At 61.5% G+C, this 22,527-nt stretch carries 22 protein-coding genes and 1 pseudogene; 5 read left to right on the top strand and 18 right to left on the bottom strand.

From position 1 onward, the window contains the following. Positions 1 to 36 precede the first annotated feature (36 nt). From HWY05_RS03675 to HWY05_RS03705, 7 genes are all read right to left on the bottom strand, one after another. Positions 37 to 1,173, bottom strand: a complete 1,137-nt coding sequence (locus HWY05_RS03675; RefSeq protein ID WP_176057413.1) for a pyridoxal-phosphate dependent enzyme — start codon at positions 1,171 to 1,173, stop codon at positions 37 to 39. A gap of 69 nt (positions 1,174 to 1,242) precedes the next feature. Then, positions 1,243 to 2,214, bottom strand: coding sequence for an ornithine cyclodeaminase family protein (locus HWY05_RS03680; RefSeq protein WP_176057414.1), 972 nt, complete (start codon positions 2,212 to 2,214; stop codon positions 1,243 to 1,245). Further along, positions 2,214 to 2,843 carry a PAS domain-containing protein gene (locus HWY05_RS03685; RefSeq protein WP_035558464.1) on the bottom strand — a complete coding sequence of 210 codons (630 nt, stop codon included), beginning with the start codon at positions 2,841 to 2,843 and terminating at the stop codon, positions 2,214 to 2,216. The genes HWY05_RS03680 and HWY05_RS03685 overlap by 1 nt, the downstream gene beginning before the upstream one ends. Positions 2,844 to 3,048: 205 nt before the next feature. Then, positions 3,049 to 4,860: a methyl-accepting chemotaxis protein gene (locus HWY05_RS03690; protein ID WP_176057415.1), complete on the bottom strand. Its 1,812-nt coding sequence runs from the start codon at positions 4,858 to 4,860 to the stop codon at positions 3,049 to 3,051. 252 nt (positions 4,861 to 5,112) lie between these two features. Next, positions 5,113 to 6,240, bottom strand: a complete 1,128-nt coding sequence (locus HWY05_RS03695) for an acyltransferase (protein WP_035558470.1) — start codon at positions 6,238 to 6,240, stop codon at positions 5,113 to 5,115. Next, entirely contained in the window at positions 6,237 to 7,070 is an 834-nt protein-coding gene (gene bla / locus HWY05_RS03700; RefSeq protein WP_347880798.1) for a class A beta-lactamase, read from the bottom strand. The genes HWY05_RS03695 and bla overlap by 4 nt, the downstream gene beginning before the upstream one ends. Positions 7,071 to 7,124: 54 nt before the next feature. Then, positions 7,125 to 7,667, bottom strand: a complete 543-nt coding sequence (locus tag HWY05_RS03705; protein WP_035558473.1) for a PaaI family thioesterase — start codon at positions 7,665 to 7,667, stop codon at positions 7,125 to 7,127. A 472-nt stretch (positions 7,668 to 8,139) separates the two neighbouring features. Here HWY05_RS03705 and HWY05_RS03710 point away from each other — a divergent pair, with 472 nt between their 5' ends. Then, positions 8,140 to 8,640 carry a GNAT family N-acetyltransferase gene (locus tag HWY05_RS03710; protein ID WP_035558476.1) on the top strand — a complete coding sequence of 167 codons (501 nt, stop codon included), beginning with the start codon at positions 8,140 to 8,142 and terminating at the stop codon, positions 8,638 to 8,640. A 51-nt stretch (positions 8,641 to 8,691) separates the two neighbouring features. On the opposite strand, the gene HWY05_RS03715 is transcribed toward HWY05_RS03710, so the two are convergent. The 3 genes from HWY05_RS03715 to HWY05_RS03725 are packed head-to-tail and all read right to left on the bottom strand — an operon-like array spanning position 8,692 to position 11,261. After that, positions 8,692 to 9,339: a hypothetical protein gene (locus tag HWY05_RS03715; RefSeq protein ID WP_176057417.1), complete on the bottom strand. Its 648-nt coding sequence runs from the start codon at positions 9,337 to 9,339 to the stop codon at positions 8,692 to 8,694. Between the two features lie 13 nt (positions 9,340 to 9,352). After that, positions 9,353 to 10,612, bottom strand: a complete 1,260-nt coding sequence (locus HWY05_RS03720) for a dicarboxylate/amino acid:cation symporter (protein WP_035558482.1) — start codon at positions 10,610 to 10,612, stop codon at positions 9,353 to 9,355. After that, positions 10,596 to 11,261: an FCD domain-containing protein gene (locus HWY05_RS03725; protein WP_035558485.1), complete on the bottom strand. Its 666-nt coding sequence runs from the start codon at positions 11,259 to 11,261 to the stop codon at positions 10,596 to 10,598. Before HWY05_RS03725 ends, HWY05_RS03720 begins: the two co-directional genes overlap by 17 nt. A 269-nt stretch (positions 11,262 to 11,530) precedes the next feature. On the opposite strand from HWY05_RS03725, the gene HWY05_RS03730 reads away from it, so the two are divergent. Next, positions 11,531 to 12,016, top strand: coding sequence for a GNAT family N-acetyltransferase (locus tag HWY05_RS03730; RefSeq protein WP_176057418.1), 486 nt, complete (start codon positions 11,531 to 11,533; stop codon positions 12,014 to 12,016). 60 nt (positions 12,017 to 12,076) lie between these two features. On the opposite strand, the gene HWY05_RS03735 is transcribed toward HWY05_RS03730, so the two are convergent. Then, positions 12,077 to 12,607: a GNAT family N-acetyltransferase gene (locus tag HWY05_RS03735; protein WP_176057419.1), complete on the bottom strand. Its 531-nt coding sequence runs from the start codon at positions 12,605 to 12,607 to the stop codon at positions 12,077 to 12,079. A gap of 221 nt (positions 12,608 to 12,828) precedes the next feature. Here HWY05_RS03735 and HWY05_RS03740 point away from each other — a divergent pair, with 221 nt between their 5' ends. After that, entirely contained in the window at positions 12,829 to 14,034 is a 1,206-nt protein-coding gene (locus tag HWY05_RS03740) for a serine hydrolase (RefSeq protein WP_176057420.1), read from the top strand. 63 nt (positions 14,035 to 14,097) lie between these two features. Here HWY05_RS03740 and HWY05_RS03745 read toward each other — a convergent pair whose 3' ends face one another. Both HWY05_RS03745 and HWY05_RS03750 read right to left on the bottom strand, forming a co-directional pair. Further along, positions 14,098 to 14,709 (bottom strand): ATP phosphoribosyltransferase regulatory subunit, encoded by a 612-nt coding sequence (locus HWY05_RS03745; protein WP_176057421.1) that lies wholly within the window; start codon positions 14,707 to 14,709, stop codon positions 14,098 to 14,100. Positions 14,710 to 14,998: 289 nt separating this feature from the next. Next, a pseudogene (locus HWY05_RS03750) lies at positions 14,999 to 15,850 on the bottom strand (AraC family transcriptional regulator). Positions 15,851 to 16,086: 236 nt separating this feature from the next. Here HWY05_RS03750 and HWY05_RS03755 point away from each other — a divergent pair. Next, positions 16,087 to 16,371, top strand: a complete 285-nt coding sequence (locus HWY05_RS03755) for a cupin domain-containing protein (protein WP_176057422.1) — start codon at positions 16,087 to 16,089, stop codon at positions 16,369 to 16,371. A gap of 13 nt (positions 16,372 to 16,384) precedes the next feature. Here HWY05_RS03755 and HWY05_RS03760 read toward each other — a convergent pair whose 3' ends face one another. The 5 genes from HWY05_RS03760 to HWY05_RS03780 form a co-directional block, all read right to left on the bottom strand. Continuing rightward, positions 16,385 to 17,188 carry a lipid II flippase Amj family protein gene (locus HWY05_RS03760; protein WP_176057423.1) on the bottom strand — a complete coding sequence of 268 codons (804 nt, stop codon included), beginning with the start codon at positions 17,186 to 17,188 and terminating at the stop codon, positions 16,385 to 16,387. Positions 17,189 to 17,254: 66 nt separating this feature from the next. Next, positions 17,255 to 18,580, bottom strand: coding sequence for an MFS transporter (locus tag HWY05_RS03765; protein ID WP_176057424.1), 1,326 nt, complete (start codon positions 18,578 to 18,580; stop codon positions 17,255 to 17,257). Between the two features lie 72 nt (positions 18,581 to 18,652). Continuing rightward, complete coding sequence (locus tag HWY05_RS03770; RefSeq protein ID WP_176057425.1) at positions 18,653 to 19,498, bottom strand: NAD(P)-dependent oxidoreductase; 846 nt, start codon at positions 19,496 to 19,498, stop codon at positions 18,653 to 18,655. Positions 19,499 to 19,508: 10 nt separating this feature from the next. Next, a complete protein-coding gene (locus tag HWY05_RS03775) occupies positions 19,509 to 20,507 on the bottom strand; it encodes a transketolase family protein (RefSeq protein WP_035558507.1) in 999 nt (332 codons plus the stop codon). Further along, a complete protein-coding gene (locus HWY05_RS03780; RefSeq protein ID WP_231585069.1) occupies positions 20,504 to 21,286 on the bottom strand; it encodes a transketolase in 783 nt (260 codons plus the stop codon). Before HWY05_RS03780 ends, HWY05_RS03775 begins: the two co-directional genes overlap by 4 nt. Here HWY05_RS03780 and HWY05_RS03785 point away from each other — a divergent pair. Further along, positions 21,209 to 22,492 carry a LysR substrate-binding domain-containing protein gene (locus tag HWY05_RS03785; RefSeq protein ID WP_244146482.1) on the top strand — a complete coding sequence of 428 codons (1,284 nt, stop codon included), beginning with the start codon at positions 21,209 to 21,211 and terminating at the stop codon, positions 22,490 to 22,492. The genes HWY05_RS03780 and HWY05_RS03785 overlap by 78 nt on opposite strands. Positions 22,493 to 22,527: the final 35 nt, after the last annotated feature.

Raw genomic sequence — 22,527 nt, forward strand, 5'->3', positions numbered from 1 at the left:
TCGGCACTTGAGTTTGCCGGTGCGCGGCCGCGTCGGTTACGCCGGCTGAGCGAACAGCTCCGCGATATAACCCGCTGCTTTGATACCCGTGCCGGTCAACAACACGACCGTTCGCTCAGTTGACTTGATGGTGCCGCGACGGGTCAACTCGTCGAGTGCGGCGGCGGCGTGCGCGCAAGTCGGTTCGACGAAAATGCCTTGAATCGCGAGCTTTTTAAGCGCGGCGACGATGTCGTCTTCGGCAACCGCAACGGTGGAGCCGCCGCAGTCGCGAAGTGCCGCGACCATTTCCCGCAAGCGAAGCGGATGCGCGATCGCGGTGCCTTCGGCAATGGTCTTCGAAACAACGCGCGCCACCGGCACATCCAGACCCGCCTGGAACGACGCGTCGAGTGGAGAACAATTCAACGGCTGCGATGCGAAGAGTCGCGGCAGCTTCTTGATCTGCCCCGCCGCCAGCAACTCCTTGAAGCCGATATCGCAACCCAGCAGATTGCTGCCCGCACCGACCGGAATGATGATGTTGTCCGGCGCTTCGAAATTGAAGTCTTCCCACAGTTCATACGCGATCGACTTGGTTCCTTGCAGGAAGAACGGTTGCCAGTTGTGGCTCGAATAGAAGATCTCCGCCGACTGCCGGATCGCCTCGGCCTGCGATTCCTCGCGCGGCCCGTCGACCAGTTGAATCTGCGCGCCATACGCGCGGACCTGCGCGACTTTGGCCGGCGACGTATAAGCCGGCGCGAGAATCTTCACGCCCATGCCGCCCGCCGCGCCGAACGCCGCGACCGACGCGCCGCCATTGCCGGAGCTGTCCTCGAGTACCGCGTCGACACCGATGCCGCGCAGGAACGACAGCATCACCGCCGTGCCGCGATCCTTGAAACTGCAAGTCGGGTTGAACCACTCCAGTTTGAAGAACGGACGCAAGTCGTTCCACTCTTTCTGCACGAGCGGCGTGCAACCTTCGCCCATCGAAATCGGTTTGGCGATATCGACCGGCAGCGCCGCCCGGTAACGCCACAGCGAGCGATTAGCCCGGTCGATGTCGTCGCGCCCAATGCCGGGCTGCGCGGTAATCAGCAGCGGCGTCTGCGTATCCGAACACCAGCGCGGCACGTCGAACGGATAGTGGGTTCCAGTGAGCGGATCGATGTATTGAGCTTGAGACATGATTTCTCTCGGTAGGGATGGGTACTTCAAGCGGGTACTGCCGGACAGCCTCGCAACCGCACTACCACGCTACCAAGGCCATGGAATGCTGGACCCCACTCGCCCGGCAAGCGCCCGCTGATACAGCATTCGCGCGACGGTCAGATCCTGCAACGCAAGACCCGTCATATCGAACAGCGTGATATCGGTCGGCTGCCGGTGGAAGCTTTCTTTGCCCGTGAGCAGGTCGCCGAGTTCCACGCTGGGTGTCGACGGCGCCCATTGCATTTCGCCAATCCGCTTCGCCTGTTCACGGTCGTCCACGACGAGCGTCACGCGCGCCAGCACGCCCTCAGGCAGCTCACGTTTGCCCTGTGTATCCGCGCCGACGCAGTTCAGATGCGTGCCCGCTTGCAGAGCTTGTGCGTCGAATAAAGCGCCCGCGCCGGGAGTCGCGGTGATGACGATGTCGCTGGTCGCGACCGCGTCGTTTCTATCCGTTGCGAGCGACACATCGCATCGCGCTGAAAACGCGGCCTCGAAGGGCGGGTTCGGCTGGCCGTCATAGGTGACGTAACGAACCTTCTCGAGCGCGGGCAGGTGATCCAGCGCAAAGCGCAACTGGATCGCCGCCTGCACGCCCGCACCGAACACGCAAACGCTCGCGCTGTCGGGGCGCGCCAGCGTCTTCAGCCCCCACGCGCCCGCCGCGCCGGTGCGCAGGGTGGTAATCGCGTTGCCGTCGATCACGCAGAGCGGCCGGCCGGTGGCCGGGTCCATCAGCATCACGGTGGCCTGATGCGGCTCGCCGCCCCGTTTGCGGTTGTCTGGCCAGAAGCCCGCGGCCTTGAAGCCGAGCAAGCCCTGCGATGGCACGTCGCCCGATTTGATGCCGAAGATGCCGCCCGTTGCGAGCGCCTCGCGCACGACCGGGAACACACGGCCTTCGCGATCGCTGTGCAACACGAAGGCTTCCCTGACCGCGTCCATGACGTCGGCCGGTTGCATCAAACGCTCGACCTGGTCTTTGTCGAGCAACAGAAGGTACGCGTCGATCGGCATCACTTGGTATCGCTATAAACGGTGGCCCGCGAGACGCCCAGATACTGTGCCGTCACTTCCATGGCTCGACGGATTTCCATGATTCCCGACTCCTTGAGTTCCTTCAGCAACGCGCGACGGTCTTCGGTTTTGAGCGCACGCGGCGTGGTCGCGAGCCGCGCGGCGAACTGGTCGATCCGCGCGCGGATCAGATCCGCGCCGGCGGGGTCCAGCGACTCCTGCGTCGCCGCGCCCGCATCGACCCGGACGAATTGTCCGACCGCGCTTTGCAAACCGCGGAACAGCGTCAGGTCGATATTCATGCACAGCGCGGCCACGTATTTCCCGGACGAATCCTTGATCCCGATCGACGTGCTTTTCGCGGGCCGGCCATCGGCGAATTGGTTGGCGTAATTCGCGATCACCTGCGGATACTCCGGATCGGCGATACGCGCAAGGCCGAGCTCCGTTGCCGGGTGACCGGCCTCGCGGCCGGACAGATTGTTGTGGATTGCCAGCACGGCGTGCTTCGGATCGAGCAGGTCGTGCACGACCACTTCGCAGAATGGCGCGAACGTCTGCGCCAGTCCGTCTGCAATCTGGCTGATCTGGTCCAGCAGCGCGCGCTGCTCAGCGGTATGTTTCGTCATCTGGACATACTATCCAGAGTTGTACATTTTGTCAAAAACAGAAAAAATGTCTGAATAGGGTCGTGCGGCAGACGTGGCGATGCTTGCGCTCGCCGCGCTATCCAATTAGCGAACCGTGGGACTGAGGGTTTGGGAGAAACGAGGAATGAAGCGGTGACGCAGCGTCGACGGCGCGCAGTCGCGCCGTCGGCCGTGCTTTTGAAAGTTACGTGCGCGCGTCGCCGTGACGCAGTTTGAACGTCCCCACGATGCCCGACAGGCCATGCGCCTGCTCGTTGAGCGTCGCGGACGCGGCGGTCGATTGCTCGACCAGCGCGGCGTTCTGTTGCGTTGCCTGGTCCATCTCGGCGACGCTGCGGTCAATCTGGCTGATGCCGGCGCTCTGCTCGTGCATCGCGCCGTCGATCTCGCCGATCACGCGATTCACGCGCTCGATCCCATCGACGATTTCCTGCATCGCCGCGCCGGCCGCCTGCACGCGTTGCGCGCCCGTCCCCACGCTCGTTTCCGACGACTGGATCAGGTCCTTGATCTCGCGCGCGGCCGTCGCGCAACGTTGCGCGAGCGTGCGCACTTCGCCGGCCACCACCGCGAAACCGCGACCGTTCTCGCCGGCCCGCGCCGCTTCGACCGCCGCGTTCAGCGCGAGAATGTTGGTCTGAAACGCAATGCTGTCGATCACGCTGATGATTTCGGTAATCCGCGCCGACGACTTCGCGATATCGTCCATCGTGCTGACCGCGCTCGTCACGACCGCGCCGCCGCGCGCCGCCGCCTGGCTCGCCGAGGTCGCGAGCCGCGACGCTTCCACCGCGCTCTCAGCCGACTGCTTGACGCTCGCGGTCAATTCCGTGAGCGCCGCCGACGTGTGCTGCAGATTGCTGGCCGACGTCTCCGTGCGTTGCGACAGATCGCGGTTGCCCATTTCGATCTCGCCGGTCGCGGTTTTCATGTTCTCCACACCGGCCCGCACTTCGAGCAATACGGTGCCGATCTTGTCGACGAACGCGTTGAACGACGCTGAAATCTGCGCCACCTCGTCGTTGCCGACCACCGGCAGACGATGCGTGAGGTCGCCGCTGCCCGAACCGATCGTGTCCATCGCATCGCGCACCTGCGAGAGGCTGCGGAACGAATGCGACGTGAAGAACGCGGCGACACCGACCGCCGCCAGCGTCAGCAGCACCATCGCGATGCCGAGCGCCTGCAGCACGTTGGCCAGACCCGCCGTCGCTTCCGCCTTGTCGAGCGCGATCACCAGATACCAGTCAGTGCCCGTCACCGGTTGCGCCTTCAACAGTTTCGGCACGCCGCCCAGTTCCACTTCCATCGGCGCGCCGGCTTGCGCGAGCGAGGCCAACGCGGCGGGCGTGAGCGCAGTGGAGATGTCAGTGGACTGTTTGAGGATCAGCCTGGCGTCCGGATGCGCGATGACCTGGCCGTCGCGCGTTACGACGAACGCGAGGCTCGACGGCGTCGGGTGCACGGTGGCGACCACTTCGCGCACGCCTTCGAGCGGCACCGCGCCGCTCACCGCACCGGCCGGCTGGCCATTGCGGATCATCGGCGCGGCGAACGATACGAACGGCATGCCCGTCGACGCGTCGCCGTAGGGTTTCGTCACGACGAGCCCGCCTGCAGCGATCGCCGCCTTGTACCAGGGACGCGCGGTCGGGTCGTAATCCGGCGGCGTGCCGCTGGTCGAGAAAAAGGTCTTGTCGGTCCAGCCGACGGTGGTAATCGGGAAGCCGTCCGCGCGACTCATATGCTTGACAAAGCCTTGCGGATCGCCGTGCTCGACATCGTCGGCCGTTGCCTTGACGGCCTGCACTTTGGCATCGACCCACTTGTCGATGGCCAGCGTGTTGGCGCCGGCAATGGCGCTCAGGTTCTGCGCGATGGTTTCCATCGTATTGGCGCGCACGGTGACGTAGGCGGCGGTGCCCGATAGTGCGAGCGCGCCGATAACCGTGGCGGAAGAAATGATCAGGATGCGGCTTCGGAGTGAGGAAATCATGTTTTCGTGAAGAGAGGATGGGTACTGCACGAATCGGAATACCTGCTGCAATAGCTTGAAACAGCGCCTGAACCAACGCCTGAAACAACGCCTGAAACAACGAAAGCCGGGCCGCAATGCTGAAGCCACTTTTACGGTCTACGGCGGGAATGGGGAAAACTTGAGGGAGAAGCGGGGTGCGGGGGGGGGATAGCGAGGGAGTTAAAGCGGCAGTCGACGGGTCTCAGCGACTACCCGCCCGACTGCAATCGATCACACCGCGTGAAGCCAGTTTCTCAGCTTGCGGTTCAGCGGCTCGGAATAAAACCGCACTACGCAGGCACTCAATAGGGCGGACAACGCGAAGAACAGTGCCAGCAGCAGGAGTTTTTCATCGCCAATCACGACACGCGGCGACCGCACCGTACGTATCGCGCCGAGCACGATCAGGTGGAACAGGTAAAGCTCATAGCTGCGCCGCCCGAACCACGCGATGCCCGCCGTTGCCGTATACCACGCGCCCTTTTCTCGCGGCGCGTCGTTCCGTTCATAAGCGGCCAATAACAGCACCGCCGTTCCAAGCGCCATGGCTGTGACGCCGAGAACATTCGTTTCGCCGATGGGCGCATATAGATACAGGTACGCCATACCGGCCACCACGACACCTTGCAGCACGACCGCCCCGCGACCCCGCAGCACGAATCGTTTCGCGAGCACTGCCGCGCAGCAACCAATCGCGATCCCGTCGAAGCACGCGAAATACGCGTAGAGGAACCCACCTTCGTCGCTCTGATGCGTGAAGCGATACAGCGGGCCAATAGCGGCAATCACCAACCAGAATGCAAGCAGCCGCGACTCGCGACGAAGCACGATGCACAGAAGCGGAAACGCCAGATAAAACACTTCCTCGACCGACAACGACCACAGCACGCCCAGCGGATAATTGACCCAGCCGCGCGCGGCGATCAGCACGTTCATCCAGAAGGTCAGCGACGCCAGGTTCACGATCCAGAAAGAAACCGATGTGCCGGCCGGTGCGTGATTCTGGAACATCGCCAGCCCCGCCAGCGCGGCCACGTTGACGATGGCGAGCAGCAACAGCAGGCAAGGCACGATGCGAGCCACGCGCCGCGCGTAGAACGCCCGTGTATCGACACTGCCGAGTCCCGCCCAACGCCGCGCGGCATTCGATGTGATCAGGAAGCCCGAGATCACGAAGAACATCGTCACACCGTAATTGCCGTTACGCGCAACCGCACGAACGGCATTCCAGCCGAATGTGGCGGCTAGCGTCGTGTCGTTCAGGTGGTAAGCAATATTGAAGTGATGAAACAACACGAGCAGAATCGACACGCCGCGAATCAGATCGATCCGCCGGTTACGCTGACCGGCTTCGTTCATGCGCTCGCCTTGGCCCACTCCACGAAACCGTGGCCGGCTTCGCGCAATACGGTCTCGCGAAGCTCCATGCTGACGCCCGGTGCATCGTAATAAGCGGCGACGAGCAATGGCGCCCGGCCCGGCGGACGCACGATTGCGTAGTCGTTGGTTTCGCGTTCCACGCTCGTGCCGGGACGGTCGCCCGCAAGCCAGTTGGCGGGCAAGGCAGCGCGAAGCCGGTTGAGTCCCGGCTTGCAGGCGACCATCCACTCTTCGAGTTGCCGGCGCGCTTGATGGCTCAATACATCGCCCAAAAGAATACGCGCGGCCGATGTCGCGATGGCCCTCGGTGTCGTGGTATCGAGCAAGCCGCTATATTGGTTCGACTCGGGTTCGTAACGATCGGAGCGCGTAACGGAATCGCCGAGACCTCGCATGAAACGGGTCAGTGCCGCGGGGCCGCCAGTGCTTCTCATCAACAGGATCGCGGCGGTGTTGTCGCTCACCTCGACGGCGGCCTGACAGAGCGCGCCGACCGACATGGCACCCTGCGCCACGTTCGCTTTGGTAATCGGCGACGTGAAAATGAGGTCACGCTCGGTGTAATGCACGAGGCGTTCGAGTGTCTCCTTGCCGGCGTCGACGCGGGCGAGCACCTGCGCAACGAGCAAACCTTTGAAGGTGCTGCACATCAGGAATCGCTCGTCGGCGCGATAGGCTAGCGTTCGTCCTGAGCCGGTGTCGACGGCGAATAGGCCGAGGCGGCCACCGTAGCGACGTTCGATCCCGGCTATCGGAGATTCCGCCGCGAAAAGCGGTGTGGAGATGCCGCAACCTATACCGAGCAGCAGAGGGAGTCCAAGGGCAAGACGGCGGCGTGTTCTGGAAGTCTTCAACGTAATGGCTTATCGGTTGGGGATTTCGAACACGAGGCAGGTCGTCGTGGCGTGCGCGTAGAGCGTGCCATCGGGGCCGACGAGGCGCGCTTCGGCGGTCGCCAGTTGACGGCCACAGTGGATCACTTTGCCCTCGGCGCGCACACGCTGCACGCGGGGCAGCACGGCCTTCACATAGTTCACGCTCAGTTCGGCGGTCGTATAGCCGCGTCCGACCGGCATCAAGGTGTGCACCGAGCAACCCAGCGCGGAGTCGAGTAGCGTCGCCATCCAGCCGCCGTGAACGGTGCCGAGCGGATTCAGATGCTGGGCGAGCGGCGTGCCCTGAAACACCGCCTGGCCTGCCGACACTTCGATCAAGGTGAAGTCGAGCGTCTTGGCGATCGCGGCATAAGGCAATTCACCGGCGATCATCGCCTGCAAGACTTCCAGTCCTGTCTTGCCCGCAACCTGCTCCGGACTCGCAAGGCCCGGTCCCGGACCGGCGTTGACGCTAGCAAGGACTTCCTGTTCTTTCGCCAACCAGTGTTCGAGGGTTTGTTCGTGAGTCAAAGCAGGTCTCCCATACGAATGAAAATCGAAGGCATCGATTAAATCATCATTTGGTCGTCACTGCTGCGCCGAGACAACGGACCTGTGGCGACGTGCATCCACTGCGGCCAACGTGAATGGCAGGGAGGTCCGGTGTGTCCACATCCCATGCGTTTTAGAGGTTTTCCTTGAAAAGGGCATTGCCTTCGCCATGGCGGCCGAATAGTGACAGGTATTTAAATACGGAATGTACTTTCCAGAGTCTCCGCACTACTTCGAAACAGGACACACGAGAGAGTCCTCCCACTCGAATGTGCGACAATCCTCAACCATTTTGGCGTCCGCGTCCGCTTCAGATTCGTTTGCCTTTAATCGGCTTTCATTTATATTCACGCACAACTATTAGACAACTTCCGACCTGTGAAGAGACGCTCACACGTCGATTGAAAAGAAAAGATTGCACAAAAACACTGGGCACGCGGAGACATTGTCAATGCCAACGAGAACCGTACATCGAGCGGCGGCGGAACACGTTTCCGACCTCACCGAGATCCTGAACGACGCAGTCGCGTACAAGCTCCGGCAAGGCGACGTGGCGTGGGGACAGACGGGATGGACCAAGGCCGGTGTGCTGCAGACCATTACGCGTAGTGAAGCCTACGTCATCGAGCAGGACGGTGTCTGCGTCGCGACCATGTCGCTCTCGTGGCAAGACGAAAAGTACTGGGGGATTCAGGAGCCGGTCGCCGGTTATGTCCACCGGATCGCCGTGCGCAATGGCTGTCGTGGACTCGGCATTGGCGGTTTCGCAATGGACTGGTGCGCGAATCAGGTCAGCGCCCGAAACCGGCGTTTTCTTCGACTGGATTGCGACCAAAGGAATACAAAGCTCTGCGCTCACTATGAGTCGCTCGGTTTTGTACGGATCGGAACCCGCCCCATTCCGGAGCTAAGGGACTACGTCGCGTCGCTCTACGAGAAAGCGGCGCGTTAAGTCGCCGTCTGACCGGGACGTCGCTGCCGCTTCACGCGCTCGCAACGGTCCCTACCGCACCGCGCCCGATTGCGCTTCCGCATACTGACCCGACGCCAGCCCGCGCGCCACGACACGGCGCGCACGCGCCCAGGCGAGCGACATCCGCGCCTCATACTCGGTCACCATGGCATCCAGACCATCGTCACCGCACGCTTTGCGGTCATTGATCGTATCGCGCAGGTCTTCCAGTTCGAGAAGCTCGCGCAACGCATCGAATCCATCGGACGACGCCGGCGCGTCCATGTCGCCCGCAAGCCTCTCCGTCACGGCGGGCGCGGCACATTCGCCGGAAAACGCCACCCCGTCGCTGATTATCACCGCCAACCGGTCAGCGATTTCCCCCAGCGCGAACGACCGTTGCCATTCCCCGCCGAACGAGTAAGCGGTATCCGCCTGCTGCCAGATCGCAGTCAGTTCACGCATCAGCATGGGATGAACACCTTGTTCCCCGCTATCGCGCCGCGTTGCCTGCGCAGCGCCCGGAGCACGCGCGGCGGGGCGCGCGTTCAACACCTCCGCGACACGTTTTTCCAGCACGCCATCGCCGCAGACGCGCCGTTGCGAAGCTCGCGAGCCGTTCGATTGATTCGCCCTGCCGCTGATCACTCGCGATTCACCGGCCGGACCATGCGCCGCACAACTCCACTTCTCAGCCATAGCGGCCTCCAAGTCAGGCATTCTCATGTAAAGACCGCAGCGTCGCGGCGTGACTGCCGGCTATGGGCTCCGACGGCGCCTCGCCGGAAATGCGCATTGCAACCGCGGTGGCGACCGTGCTCGCATAGACGTTGAGCGCCGTACGGCCCATGTCGAAAAACGCGTCGAGGCCGAGAATCAGCAACACGGCTTCGGGCGGCAAGCCGACCGCCGACAGGATCGCCGTGATCGCCACGATCGCGCCGGACGGCACGTTAGCCGCGCCGTCGATCGTGATGATCGTCAGCACGATGATCGTGAACACCAGCGGCCAGGTCCACGCCAGGTGATAGGCATCCGCGAGATAGCCGACGGCCAGCGCCGTGTACAGCACCGCGCCGTCGCGATTGAAAATGTACGACAGCGGCAAGATGGTCGACGCGACGGACGACGGCACGCCCATTTCCGTCAGCCGCTTTAGATGGACCGGAAACGTGATTTCCGACGAACGCGTACTGAACGCGAGAATCAGCGGCTCGCTGACATGCTTGATCACCGCGCGCGGCGACAATCCGACCAGCTTGATGATCAGCGTGAGCACCACCGCCAGGATCGCCATGCCGAGGTACGCGACGCCCAGCAACTTGAGCAGCGGCGTGATGGAAGCAATCCCCTTCGACGACACCAACGCCGCCAGCCCCGCAAACACGGCAAACGGCGACAACGCGATGACCCATTCGATCATCTTGAAGAGTGCGGCCAGCAGAGATTCGAACACGGCGACCAGCGGCGCCGCGCGGTCCTCGACCACGGACAGCGCCGAACCCAGCAACACGCCGAAAACCAGCACCGGCAACGCGTTCCCTTCAGCCAGCGCCGCCACGATATTCGCCGGCACCAGGTCGACGACGAACTTCGTCCAGTCGATTCCCGGCGCGAGGTTCTTCGGCATCACGGCGGTTTGCGCGAGGCTCGCGCCGAGTCCCGGCCGGAACAGCATATTGAGCCCCAGGCCGAGCGCGCTGGCCAGCAGCGTCATGAGCAGAAAAAAGCCGATGCTCAGCATCGCCGTCTTGCCCAGATGCCCGCGCTGCACGCCCGCCCGAAACGCGCCGAGCGTGACGGACAACAGAATCAGCGGCATCACGACCATCTTGATGGCGTGCGCGAAAATCGCGGAGATAAACGACAGCTTCGCGCTGAGGTCCGGGACATAAATACCGGCGAGGATGCCTAGCGCGAGACCCACCAGCATCTGCACCGGCATGGAGATCCGCTTACTTGACGGTTTCATTCTGAGCCCTTATTAGATTGATTCTTGCGTCAGTGCCATCGATGATGTGATTCCACATATGACGTCGCGCCGCCTCCGGCTCGTTGGCCTTGATCGCGGCGTAGATGTTCAGGTGTTCCAGCGTGCCGCGTCGAACCGTCGCTACGTCGTCGCGATGCAGTTCGTTCAGCGCCAACCCCGTTTGCGCGCGGAGCACCTTGTATGTGGTGAATAAACGTTCGTTGCGGGAGGCCGCGAACATCTCCTGATGAAACACCCAGCCCGTGCGCTGCTCGACCGATAGATTGGTGGAAGGTTGTTCGAGCAACTGCTGCATTTGCGCGGCCGCTCGGGTCAATCCTTCCGTCGCGCCGTTGACCGCAGCCAGATACGCCGCCGTGCTTTCCAACGCCAGACGAACCTCGAAGATTTCCCGCAGATCGTTGTTCGTCGGCGCCGAGACGTAGGTGCCTTTTTTAGGAATGACCTCGACCAGCCCTTCGACAACCAGCCGTTGAATCGCGGAACGCACTGGCGTGTGTCCGAGCATCAGATCTTCCGCCACATTGCGGGGCGAAAGCGGATGACCCGGCGCCAGCCGCCCATCGAGAATTCTCGTGCGGAGCTGGACATATGCGGACTGCGTATCGGATTGAGTTTCCTCTAACATCTGAGATCTCAGTTGGCTCTCTCGAATAAACTGTATTTACAACGTTGGCGATGATTGCTCTAATGCGAGCACCGCGCAACTATTATTTTTGATAGGTACTCACTCTATTCATTCCAGATTGCAGATTGATCTGAAGCGCATAGATATGAAATTCCAGGCGGCTCTGTTGGCCGATCAGGGAGACCTGGATCAAAGTTTAAAGATGCTTCCCGAAATAAACTATTCGCCCCTTTCGGGCGCCATTCACTTTGTAGGTACGGACTCAATTTATGCTGCGTGATCGTTCGCTGTTCGCCATACGCTCGGTTCCAGCCGAGCAGGTCTATCCGATCCGGACTTCTGTTCTGCTGGACGGCGATACGTCGCAGTGCCGATTCCGCGGCGACGATCAGGACTCGACGTTGCATCTGGCGATCTGCGACGGCGACGCTATCGTTGCGGCTGCAACGGTGTGTCAGGAAGCCTTTCCCGGCTCTCCCGGCGATCACGCGTGGAGATTACGCGGCGTGGCCGTGGAACCGTCGATGCAGCGGTACGGCTTTGGCCAGATGCTGATCAAACTGTGCTTCGATCATGCGCGCAAGGAAGGCGGACGTATCGTCTGGTGTACGGCGCGGGAAAGCGCGCGAGGGTTTTATGAGGCGCTCGGGTTCGCTTCCGCGTCTCCTCCGTTTACCTTACCGACGCGGGGCGACGTGTTGTTCTATGAAATGCACTACGTCCTGCCGGGAGAGCCTGTTACGGATGTCGAGTAGCAGACAAAAGCTCGCACTGGCAATGACGTGGAGATAATCGGCATTGTTCTCAAGCGGCGCTCACTGGCAATAGACGGCGGGGATCCGATAAATAACCGCCTTGTATTTCGGCCGCTCGCAGTGCTCCACGATCACGCCGCCTAGCGATTCGGCAATGCGCCGGCTGGGCAGGTTCTCTTCGGCAACCGGGTAGATAAAGCTCTCGGCGCCAAGGGTTTGCGTTGCCCACCGCGCGACCAGCGTGACGGCTTCGCGACCGAAATGTTCGCCATGACGATCTTCCCGAATCCAGATGCCGAGTTCCTGCTTCCCGGTGTTCACGTAGTGAAGTCCGACCAAACCGAGAAAGCCTCCGTCGGTGCGGTGACGGATGGCGAAAACATAATCCGATCCGTTTTCGATGGACGGTAGCCAGCCCTGCCAGATGCGGTCGAATTCATCCCGCGAGGCCGCCGGTTCCCACGCCATGTAACGCGTCAGCGATAAGGTGACGCATGAGAACGCGGCGTCGGCGTCGGCGGGTGAGAACGGTTGGATAAGAAGCCGCGTAGATTCAATCGTAATGGCTTGTGCGTTGGGCAATGGTTTCATCAAGGCTGCCAACTCGAAGAAAGAGATCGCACAGAGTACGTGAATCCATTCCTTGCGAATAGCCCGCTGACTCTCACCTCGCCTGAAAATCGGTTACCCTGGTCAACCGGATTAGTTCTCGGCCGTTGAGTGAGTACCGGTTTCGCGGCGAACATCTACCTCGATTACAACAAGAAAGGAGCGGTGCAATGCGGCAAAGCGTTAGGGTAGTCGCAGGCTGCATGCTTGCATTGTCATGTGCGGTGGCGCAGTCGGACGCGGTGTTCTCCGACACCGGCTATGCCGCCGACGCTTACGGCGCCGCGGATCATTATCCGCTGCCCGTGCCGGGCAAGCCCAGAACGCAAGCGCAGTTTGTCGGCTACTACAGCCATTTCGACGAGGTTCATCCGAGCAATCTGATTGCCAAAGCCGGCGTTGCGTCCACACTCAAAACTGCCGAACACGAACTCGTACTGAACTATCCGTACGGAGGCCAGTATCGCAGTGTCAACGACTACCTCGATCGTAATCCGGTGACCGGCCTGCTGATCGCGCGCGGCGACACGATTCTTTACGAACACTATCGCTACGCCCGGAAGGACACCGATCGCTTCATGTCGCAATCCATGGCGAAAACGATTGTCGGCATGTTGATCGGTATCGCCATATCGGAAGGCGCGATTCACTCGATCGACGATCTTGCGGATGTCTATGTACCGCAGTTGGCCGACACCGCCTACGGCCAAACGTCAATTCGCGATCTGCTGCATATGTCTTCCGGCGTCCATTTCTTCGAAGACAGCAACGCAGGCGACGATCGCGACAAACTAGGCCGCGATCTCTTCAGCCCGCACGGCGCGGGAGCCATCGAAGCTGTCAGGCGCTTCAATCAGCGCGACCACGCACCCGGCACGCATTTCAGCTACGCAAGTATCGAAACGGAAGTACTCGGTCTGGTTTTAAGTCATGCAACGCATCAGTCCGTCGCGCAGTATGCGAGCGAGCGCATCTGGAAGAAGATGGGCATGGAATCCGATGCATCGTGGGGACATGACGCGACCGGGCTGGACATTACCTACTGCTGCGTGAACGCCACGCTGCGTGATTGGGCGAGACTTGGACTGATGCTGGCCTATGACGGCAAGTGGAACGGGCAGCAGATCGTGCCGCGTAACTGGGTGCTACAAGCGACCAGCGTCGCCTCTCCCGATAGCTTTCTCGCCCCGGGCAGGGCCAATCCGCTATTCGGCTATGGTTACCAGGTGTGGATTTTGCCCGGCGACCACCGTATGTTCGCGTTGCAAGGCATGGACGGCCAAAGAATTATCGTCGACCCACGCTCGAAGCTCGTACTTGTGCAAACAGCCATATGGACTAGCGATCATGACCCCGGCATGCGAGAGGTCTACGCGTTGTGGAACGCGCTGGTCGCCCAATTCGGATAACGTAAGCGCGGGAAGGCTTGCGGCTAATTCCAATCGCCCAGCCTTCCCACGCGATGAATCTCTCTAGATCAGCCCTTGAGCCGTCATTGCCAGCAGCAGCCGTTCCGCGCCAATACCGAAACCCGCTCCCTCGCGATACGCCCCACCGCCCACCACTTGCTGTTGCGCGCCGAGTTCGGTACAACGCAACTCGAAACCCCGGCCGTTCAGATAGTAGCTAAGGCCTCTCCTCGCCGCGGTGTCGATCTCGTAGCGAAGTCCGAGCGAATCGAAAAAGCCCGTCACGATCTTCTGACTGCGTCTCGTCGCGAAGTCGGGATCGGCGCACAGGTATTCGAATCCGAGTTGCGAGAACTCGCGATAGCGACCGGCCTGCGGCCGCTCATAGCGATAGCACCGCGCGATATAGAACAACATCCGTTCCGGTTGTCGATCCAGCAGTTCGGCGCAACGCTCCTGGAATAGCGCGGTCGCTTCTGGAATCAGGCAACAGGGTCGCCCTTTCTTGTCGGGGAAGGCCCACATCTGGCCGATTATCTCGCTGCCGCCGGCCTTCTGGATAAACGTGTCCTGCGACCATAGCGCAGGAACGATCGCCTCCTCCGCGCCAAGGTCAATGAAGATAACTCCGGAATTGATTTTCCAGTGCGCGTATCTGTGCCGCCTCTTTCCCAACGACGAAGCGAGTTCCGCGAATCATGGTCATGAGAAACCTCTCTAATTTAGTGGTGTAAAGGTGCTGGAAATAAAAAAAGGCGCCTGAGGGGCGCCTTGGTTGTACGTGCAGGGAAGGGAGTTGAAATACCGCGTTCCTTGCTATGGACGTAACGAACCACGGCGCAATGCATTGCGACCGTGATGATGATGAGACTTGCTCGGGACGTTACGGGGTTCCATGTTCTCTATAGTCGCACACTAATAAGTTTTTGTGTGCCTGCAAAATTTGTCTCGTACGTCGATCCGATCAACCCGACCGACGTACGCCGTCTTTGACCGGCAACCAGATCTCCAGAACACCCGTCCCCGCGCAGGGATCGAAGTCTTCGCTATAGCGCTCGAACTCGGGCGCTTCCGCCGCCTCCATGCCCGACTCCGGCAGCCATTTATTCCAGATGCTGTGGACCGTTTCGTGCAACGTCGAGATGTGTCCTTTATGTTCAAAGACGGCGTAGCGCTGCGGTTCGATTTCCACGCAGCGGAAAGCGGCGGGCAAACGGTCCCGGCTTCTCACCCGCACACCCGCGATGTAGTCGAATCCGCCCTCCCCATCCGCGCTGCAGCACACGCCGTAGGTCACGCAACTCAGCTGGTCGGGCAAGTTGCCAATGTACGGGTTGAAAGTCTGCCAAAGCGCTGGAATGCCTTCGTTGGTTTCGAACGTGAAGCGACCGCCTATTCCGGCGATCAGCAAGCTTTCGCTCATTTCGAAACGCGGCTCGGCTATATCAGTGAGTTTCGTTTCTTTCATACGTAGCGGCTCCACCAGAGAAAGACCATCGAGATCGCGCCGTGCCCGCACCTGTTCGGGCGTGACGCCGAACAAATCGTGAAAGGCGCGCGTGAATGCCTCGTGAGAACTTTATCGGGCGTCGATCGCCACGCTGAGAATATCCGGTGCGCCCTGCGTCAACGAGCGCGCGGCGCGCGTCAACCGTCGTGAACGGACGTAGCGCATGACAGGCCAACCTGTACTCATCGAGAAGAGGCGTGACAGACCGAAGCGCGACATGCCGCAAGTCGCTGAAATTCGCTCGAGCGTGAGTTCGTCGCCAAGTTCGATTTCAATAAACCACAGCGCCTTTGTAACCGGATTCATACCGTTCCCAAGATAAGTGTCCGACGGGAATATACGATATCGGCCGACGTTTCATTTGATCGTTCTTGCGCGATGTCTGGCGAACCCCGGCGACCAGGCCGGCTCAACTGTGTTGGTCGAGGCGACAGCACTGTCCATATGAAAAGAATTGCGTGAGCTTCAGAATGCCTTTCAGCCGTGTTGCGCGTCACGCGTGCTGCAACGAACCTCGTCCCCAGTCCACTGAGGCTACGCCCATGAATCGTCCGCCCGCAATTTCCACGCAACAGGTATCGAACGAGCGCGTGATCGTCACTGAATGGCGTTTTGCGCCAGGCGCCGAGACCGGCTGGCATATCCACGGGCACGACTATGTCGTCGTGCCGCAAACCGACGGACAGCTTCTGCTAGAGACGACGCAAGGCAATCGCGAAACGCAACTGCGAGCCGGACAGAGTTATGCCGGGCTGAAAGGCGTCGAGCACAACGTCGTCAACGCGACCGATCACGAGGTCGTGTTCATCGAGGTGGAGATTCGCTAGCCGATCGCGCGCATCAGATCGCCTCGGCTACACGCACAATCAGAAACGCGGCCGGCACCAGCATCAATTGCGCGAGCAGGGTTCCCACGACCCGGGCGCCGATCAGCGTGGTGATGGCGCGCCGGAATCGGTTTTCCGTGACGCGCCCTTCTATGACGTCGTCCGTCATGACGGATATTTGCGGGTCGATAATGACCGTCAGCACGATCGTCGCGAATCCATTGATCACCGAAGAAAGATTCGCGCAGGTCACGCGCAACTCCGGTTTCAAAAACCCCGCGTATAGCGACGCAAAAACGCCGACCGTCCAAAGCGACATGGCGAAGACATTCAGCGTAATCACTTTCCACGACACGCCGGCATCGGACGTCAATTGCGTCACGTTTTCTCTGGCAGGCAGGCGAGCACCGCCGCGAATGTACGCGATTCCACCGCGGCTGAACGCATGAAGCGCCAGCCGCGGAATCGATCGATGCACCTGGAAATGGATCACCGCGCGGCTGAAGTAGCGCTGAAAGGTGGGAATGAGAAACGCCCCCACGACCGTGGCAAGCGTCGCCGCCAACAGGAAGAGCCGGAAATCCCCCAGCATGCCGGCCTGTACGTGATGAGCGAGATCTTCTTCGACCCGCTTCGCCAGAAACGGTCCCTGGAACGAGTTCGCCGTGCGCGACACCAGCGCGATGATGCCGAACAACGCGAACGAAACGGCGATCCGTCGGGTACGAACCCCGGCGATCCGAACGGCGTAGGCCAGGGTCGCGATAACGTGAATCACGAACGTGAGCGCGCAGATGATGATCAGTTGGGTATCCATGAGCGTGACGGGAGTCCGGGCCGAGAGAGTCTACCCGACCCGCCTCGGCCCATCGGTACGGCAACCTCAGCGCGTGCCCACCTTATGCTGGCTCATCGGCATATCGGAGCGTCTTTCGAGTACGGCAGGCGCCGTTTCCCGCATGGACAGCGCGCACAGGCTGGAGATAATGCCGAGCAGCGAGAACATGACCGCCGGCCCCATCCAACCCACCACGCCATACAGGCCAGTGGCAACAAACGGCAGCAAGCCCGCCACGACCGACGCCCCGTTGTACCCCAGCGAAATCCCCGACGACCGCACATTCGCCGGAAACTGCTCGGAGAACCAGCTCGATTCGACCGCAAAGATCGGATCGTGGCTGAACAGCAGCGACAACGTCACCGCCGTAATGACCATGATCGCCGCACCGGTGTTGATCAGCATGAACATCGGCATGCCGAACACGATGGTGAACAACGCACCGAACAGGAACAGCGGACGCCGCCCTAACCGGTCGCTCAGCATGCCATAAAACAGATGGCTGCCGAGACCGAGCGCCGAACCGATCATCGTCCCCCACAGCACATTCTCTTTGGCGGACACATGCGCGAGGATCACGTACGACAGCATGAAACTGGTCGTGATGTAGTAGCCGCCCGTTTCCGCGAGACGCAAGCCGATGATCTTCAGGATCATGCGCCAGTCGCTGCGAATCACCTGCAACGCGGGCTGCTTGATAATCGTGTCGCTGGCCTTGATCGCTTCGAAGGCGGGCGACTCCTTCACGCTCAAACGGATAAAGAGGCCGATCGCCACCATCACGAACGACACCAGAAACGGCGCCCGCCACACCCAGTTGCCTTCGAACATCGTCGACGAAAGAAGGAACGCGCCGTTGGCCAGCAGCAGCCCCAACGGAATCCCCACCTGCGGCACCGCACCGAAGAATCCGCGACGTTTGGCCGGCGCATGCTCGCACGCCATCAGGACCGCACCGCCCCATTCCGCGCCGAAACCGATGCCTTGCACCATGCGCAGCAGAATCAGCAGTACAGGCGCCAATACACCGACCTGATCGTAGGTAGGCAGCGCGCCGATCAGCACGGTCGCGGCGCCCATGGCGAGCAGCGACCAGAACAGCACCGTCTTGCGCCCCAGACGATCGCCATAGTGCCCCGCCAGATACCCACCGAACGGCCGCATCAGAAAGCCGACCGCCAGCGTGGCGAACGCCGCCATGATGCCGACGATCGGCTCGTTCGTATGAAAGAATATCTTGCCGAACCAGCCGGCGGCAGCGGTGCCGTAGATGAAGAAGTCATAGCTCTCCACCGCCGAGCCGATCATCGATGCAAAAGACACCTTGATCGGATTGTCCTTGGCAGGAAGTGTCGCGGATGAGGTACTCATGGCTTGTGTCTCCGAATCGTTTTAGTAGGTGAATAGCGCGCTGAGGGCGAAGCCCGAGGCTGAAACCGCCCGTCAACGCCAGGTTTCGATCACCCGGCTGTCGTCGCGCAATCCCAATCCCGCATCGGCGGCCTGCTGATAACGCTCGCGCGCGATTTTCAGCAGCGGCACGTCGGCGCCACATTGCACGGCGGCCGCATTCACCAAGCCGCTGTCTTTGACGAAAATATTGATCGCGCTGGTAACTTCGACGTCGCTGCCGGTCACCATGCGCGGGCCGCGATCCGACAGCATCCAAGAGCCGGCCGCGCCTTTTTCGATCAGCTTCAGCACGGCGGCCGGGTCGAGTCCGAGCGCGCCGGCGAGATTCAGCGCTTCGGCGGCGGCCACGATATGCACCGAACACAGATGCTGATTCACCACCTTGATGCTTTGCCCGTCGCCGAGTTGCTGGCCCGTGACATGCACGCCGCCCATGGCGTCCAGCACCGGCAACACGCTGTCCACATCCTGCTGCTCGCCGGCCGCGAAGATCACGAGCATGCCGGTTTTCGCGCGCGCGACGCCGCCCGTCACCGGCGCATCGACCACGCGCGCGCCGGCCTCGCGCAAACGCGCGCCCTGCTCGCGCACGCTCGCCGGACCGACCGTGGACATAATCACCCACGTCTGCCCTTTTACCGCGCTCACGGCCTCATCGACCAGCGTCGACAGATGTTCCGGCGTGGCGACCATCACGACGACGATCTCCGCCGCCGGCGCCGCGTCGAAACTGGCAACCGCCTCGATCCCGCTCATCTGCGCGTTTTCACGCGCGCGGCCGAACACATCCACGCCGGTCACCGCATGCCCCGCCTGCTGGATGCGTAGCGCCATCGGCAAACCGATCGCGCCGACTCCTACAAAGGTCACGTTCATGGTGGTCTCCTCACGCTAACCATTGTTTGATGCTGCCCACCAGCGACGACGTCGAGATGCCGTAGCGGTCGTGCAGCGTGGGCAACGCGCCCGCCGCGAGAAACTGATCCGGCAGCGCGATCTGCCGGAATTCCGGCTGCACGCGTGCGCGCATCAACGCCGTGGCGACGGCTTCTCCCAGTCCGCCGACACAACTGTGATTCTCCGCGACGATCACGAGACGCCCCGAACGCCGGCACGCTTCGACGATGGTCTCCTCGTCGAGCGGTTTGATGGTGGGCACGTGCAGCACCGCGACGTCGGCGGCGCCGTCCCCGAGCACTTGTGCGGCTTCGAGTGCGCGCATCGTCATGATCCCCGACGAGATGATCAACACGTCGCGGCCGTCGCGCAGCAGCTTCGCTTTGCCGAGTTCGAACTGGTAGTCGTATTCGTCGAGCACCAGCGGCACCTTGCCGCGCAGCAGACGCATATACACCGGACCATCATGCGCGGCGATCGCGGCGACCGCCTGTTCGGTATCGAGCGCGTCGCACGGATCGACGATCGTCAGCCCCGGAATGCCGCGCATCAGCGCGATGTCTTCGGTGGCCTGGTGGCTCGGACCGTAGCCCGTCGTCAGGCCCGGCAGCGCGGCGCAGATCTTCACGTTGAGGTTTTCTTCGGCGATCACCTGGTGGATGAAGTCGTACGCGCGGCGCGTGGCGAACACCGCGTAAGTCGTCGCGAACGGAATGAAGCCTTCCTTCGCCATGCCGCCGGCGGCGCCCATCAGCAACTGTTCGGCCATGCCCATCTGGAAATGGCGCTGCGGGTACTCGTTGGCGAAGATGTGCAGATCGGTGTACTTCGACAGATCCGCCGTCATGCCGACGATATTCGGCCGCTTCGCCGCTTCCGCCACGAGCGCGTGCCCGAACGGCGCGGCCATGGTGCGCTGGCCTTCCGTCGCGATCGACGCGATCATCGCCGACGTCGTCAGGCGGGGTTTATTGATGACGGTGCTCATGCTCGGTCTCCCGCGGGTTGCGCTGCATCGAGCACGGCGATGGCTTGCTGCCATTCCTCCGGGTCGACGCGAATGAAGTGGTTTTTCTCGCGCTGTTCGAGAAACGGCACGCCCTTGCCCATCAGCGTATCGAACAGGATCACGCGCGGCACCGGCTCGCTGACGTCGCGCGCCTGATCGAATGCGGCAATCACGGCCGCGAGATCGTTGCCGTCGACGCGTTGCACATGCCAGCCGAAGGCGCGCCATTTGTCCGCCAGCGGCTCGAAACCGAGAATGCGCTGCGATGGGCCGTCCGCCTGCTGCTGGTTGACGTCCACCAGCGTGATCAGATTGCCGAGCTGGTGATGCGCCGCGGACATCGCAGCTTCCCATGTGGCGCCTTCATCGAGCTCGCCGTCGGACATCGAATTGAAGACCCACGCCGGGTTGCCTTTTTGCCGCAGCCCGAGCGCCATGCCCACCGCGATGCTCAAACCTTGCCCCAGCGAGCCGCCCGAGATTTCCATGCCGGGGGTGTAGCTCGCCATGCCGGACATCGGCAGGCGGCTGTCGTCGGAACCGTAGGTCTCCAACTCCGCCTCGGCAATCACGCCCGCTTCGATCAGCGCCGCGTACAGCGCGATCGCGTAGTGCCCGTGCGACAGCAGAAAGCGATCCCGGCCTTCCCACTCGGGTTCGTCGGGCCGCAGGTTCATCGCGTGGCAGAACGCCACGGCGAGCACATCGGCAAGGCCCAGCGCCTGGCCGATATAGCCCTGGCCTTGCACTTCGCCCATGCGCAGCGCAAAGCGGCGGATCCGGTACGCGTGGCGCGCGAGGTCGGCGTGGGAGTTAGCGTGGGAATCGCTGGGGCTGGCGGCGCTCTGTCGCCGTGTTTCGGTGATGGCTGTCATGTCTCCGTCCTGAATGTCTTTGGAATGCGGTGCCCGGCGTGGCGGGCTGGTCAGCTGACTCGCTGGCAACAGATGCTTTTCATTCATCAGTTGCAAACCAGTTCGACGCAGAGCCAGCGTATCATTGGGAAAAACCCACTGACAAAAGAAAAGATTGCACCCATTCATGAACGAAATTCACGCATGAAGCCGATTCGCAAGTTACCGCTGCCGTTCCTGCGTGTGTTCGAGGCGGCCGGCCGCACCGCGTCGTTCGCGACGGCGGCACAAGAACTGGATCTGTCGCCGAGCGCGGTCAGCCACTCCATTCGTAAGCTGGAAGAAACCGTGGATTTGCGACTGTTCCAGCGCAGCACACGCGAGGTCACGCTGACCCGCGAAGGCGCGATCCTGCTCGAACACGTGCAGCGCGGCATGGAAGAGATGCGCCGCGGACTCGCGCTCGTCACGACCGACGAACCCAGTCCGCTGCGTCTTCACACCGCCCCGAGTTTCGCCACGCAATGGTTGCTACCGAGACTCGCGGGCTTCGTGAAAGAAAATCCCCGGATCGACCTGCGTTTTTCCGCGAGCACGGACTACGCGCGTTTCGAGGACGACGACTTCGACCTCGATATCGTGTACGGCGAGCCCAAGCCGTCGCCGTATGAAAAGATTCCGCTCGCGCTCGAGAAACTGACGCCGCTTTGCGCGCCAAAACTCGCGCGGAAAATTCAGCGCCCGGAGGATCTGTACGAACACACGCTCATTCAGTGCGACGTTCAGATGTTCCAATGGAAAGGATGGTTCGAGGCCAACCATCTGAGCCCGCCGAACCAATATGGATTGCGCTTCGATCGGAGTTCAATGGCGATCGCCGCGGCCGTCGGCGGGCTCGGTGTGGTGCTCGAATCCACCCTATTGGCCGAGCGTGAGTTGAATCAGGGGACGCTGATGTCTCCGTTGATCGGCACTACGCGGGAAGTCCCGTACGTCGGTCACTATCTCGTGTATCCGAAACGGCTTCATCATCACCAGGCGTTCGACACGTTCAGGAGCTGGTTACTGAAGGAGTTGGGGATCGAGAACTTACCTGGCTCTTTAATCTAAACCGGTTTGCTAGATGGCACATGAAATGAAAAGTA

It is taken from the genome of Paraburkholderia sp. BCC1876, assembly GCF_902833695.1.
Lineage (GTDB): Bacteria > Pseudomonadota > Gammaproteobacteria > Burkholderiales > Burkholderiaceae > Paraburkholderia.

Bases quoted from the DNA above. Each gene is read 5' to 3' on its own strand.
- HWY05_RS03695 (WP_035558470.1), bottom strand. From the start codon at position 6,240: ATGAACGAAGCCGGTCAGCGTAACCGGCGGATCGATCTGATTCGCGGC.
- HWY05_RS03755 (WP_176057422.1), top strand. From the start codon at position 16,087: ATGAATCGTCCGCCCGCAATTTCCACGCAACAGGTATCGAACGAGCGC.
- HWY05_RS03715 (WP_176057417.1), bottom strand. From the start codon at position 9,339: ATGGCTGAGAAGTGGAGTTGTGCGGCGCATGGTCCGGCCGGTGAATCG.
- HWY05_RS03680 (WP_176057414.1), bottom strand. From the start codon at position 2,214: ATGCCGATCGACGCGTACCTTCTGTTGCTCGACAAAGACCAGGTCGAG.
- HWY05_RS03760 (WP_176057423.1), bottom strand. From the start codon at position 17,188: ATGGATACCCAACTGATCATCATCTGCGCGCTCACGTTCGTGATTCAC.
- HWY05_RS03685 (WP_035558464.1), bottom strand. From the start codon at position 2,843: ATGACGAAACATACCGCTGAGCAGCGCGCGCTGCTGGACCAGATCAGC.
- HWY05_RS03740 (WP_176057420.1), top strand. From the start codon at position 12,829: ATGCTTGCATTGTCATGTGCGGTGGCGCAGTCGGACGCGGTGTTCTCC.
- HWY05_RS03775 (WP_035558507.1), bottom strand. From the start codon at position 20,507: ATGAGCACCGTCATCAATAAACCCCGCCTGACGACGTCGGCGATGATC.
- HWY05_RS03765 (WP_176057424.1), bottom strand. From the start codon at position 18,580: ATGAGTACCTCATCCGCGACACTTCCTGCCAAGGACAATCCGATCAAG.
- HWY05_RS03735 (WP_176057419.1), bottom strand. From the start codon at position 12,607: ATGAAACCATTGCCCAACGCACAAGCCATTACGATTGAATCTACGCGG.
- HWY05_RS03675 (WP_176057413.1), bottom strand. From the start codon at position 1,173: ATGTCTCAAGCTCAATACATCGATCCGCTCACTGGAACCCACTATCCG.
- HWY05_RS03710 (WP_035558476.1), top strand. From the start codon at position 8,140: ATGCCAACGAGAACCGTACATCGAGCGGCGGCGGAACACGTTTCCGAC.
- HWY05_RS03725 (WP_035558485.1), bottom strand. From the start codon at position 11,261: ATGTTAGAGGAAACTCAATCCGATACGCAGTCCGCATATGTCCAGCTC.
- HWY05_RS03730 (WP_176057418.1), top strand. From the start codon at position 11,531: ATGCTGCGTGATCGTTCGCTGTTCGCCATACGCTCGGTTCCAGCCGAG.
- HWY05_RS03780 (WP_231585069.1), bottom strand. From the start codon at position 21,286: ATGGGCGAAGTGCAAGGCCAGGGCTATATCGGCCAGGCGCTGGGCCTT.
- HWY05_RS03770 (WP_176057425.1), bottom strand. From the start codon at position 19,498: ATGAACGTGACCTTTGTAGGAGTCGGCGCGATCGGTTTGCCGATGGCG.
- HWY05_RS03690 (WP_176057415.1), bottom strand. From the start codon at position 4,860: ATGATTTCCTCACTCCGAAGCCGCATCCTGATCATTTCTTCCGCCACG.
- HWY05_RS03720 (WP_035558482.1), bottom strand. From the start codon at position 10,612: ATGAAACCGTCAAGTAAGCGGATCTCCATGCCGGTGCAGATGCTGGTG.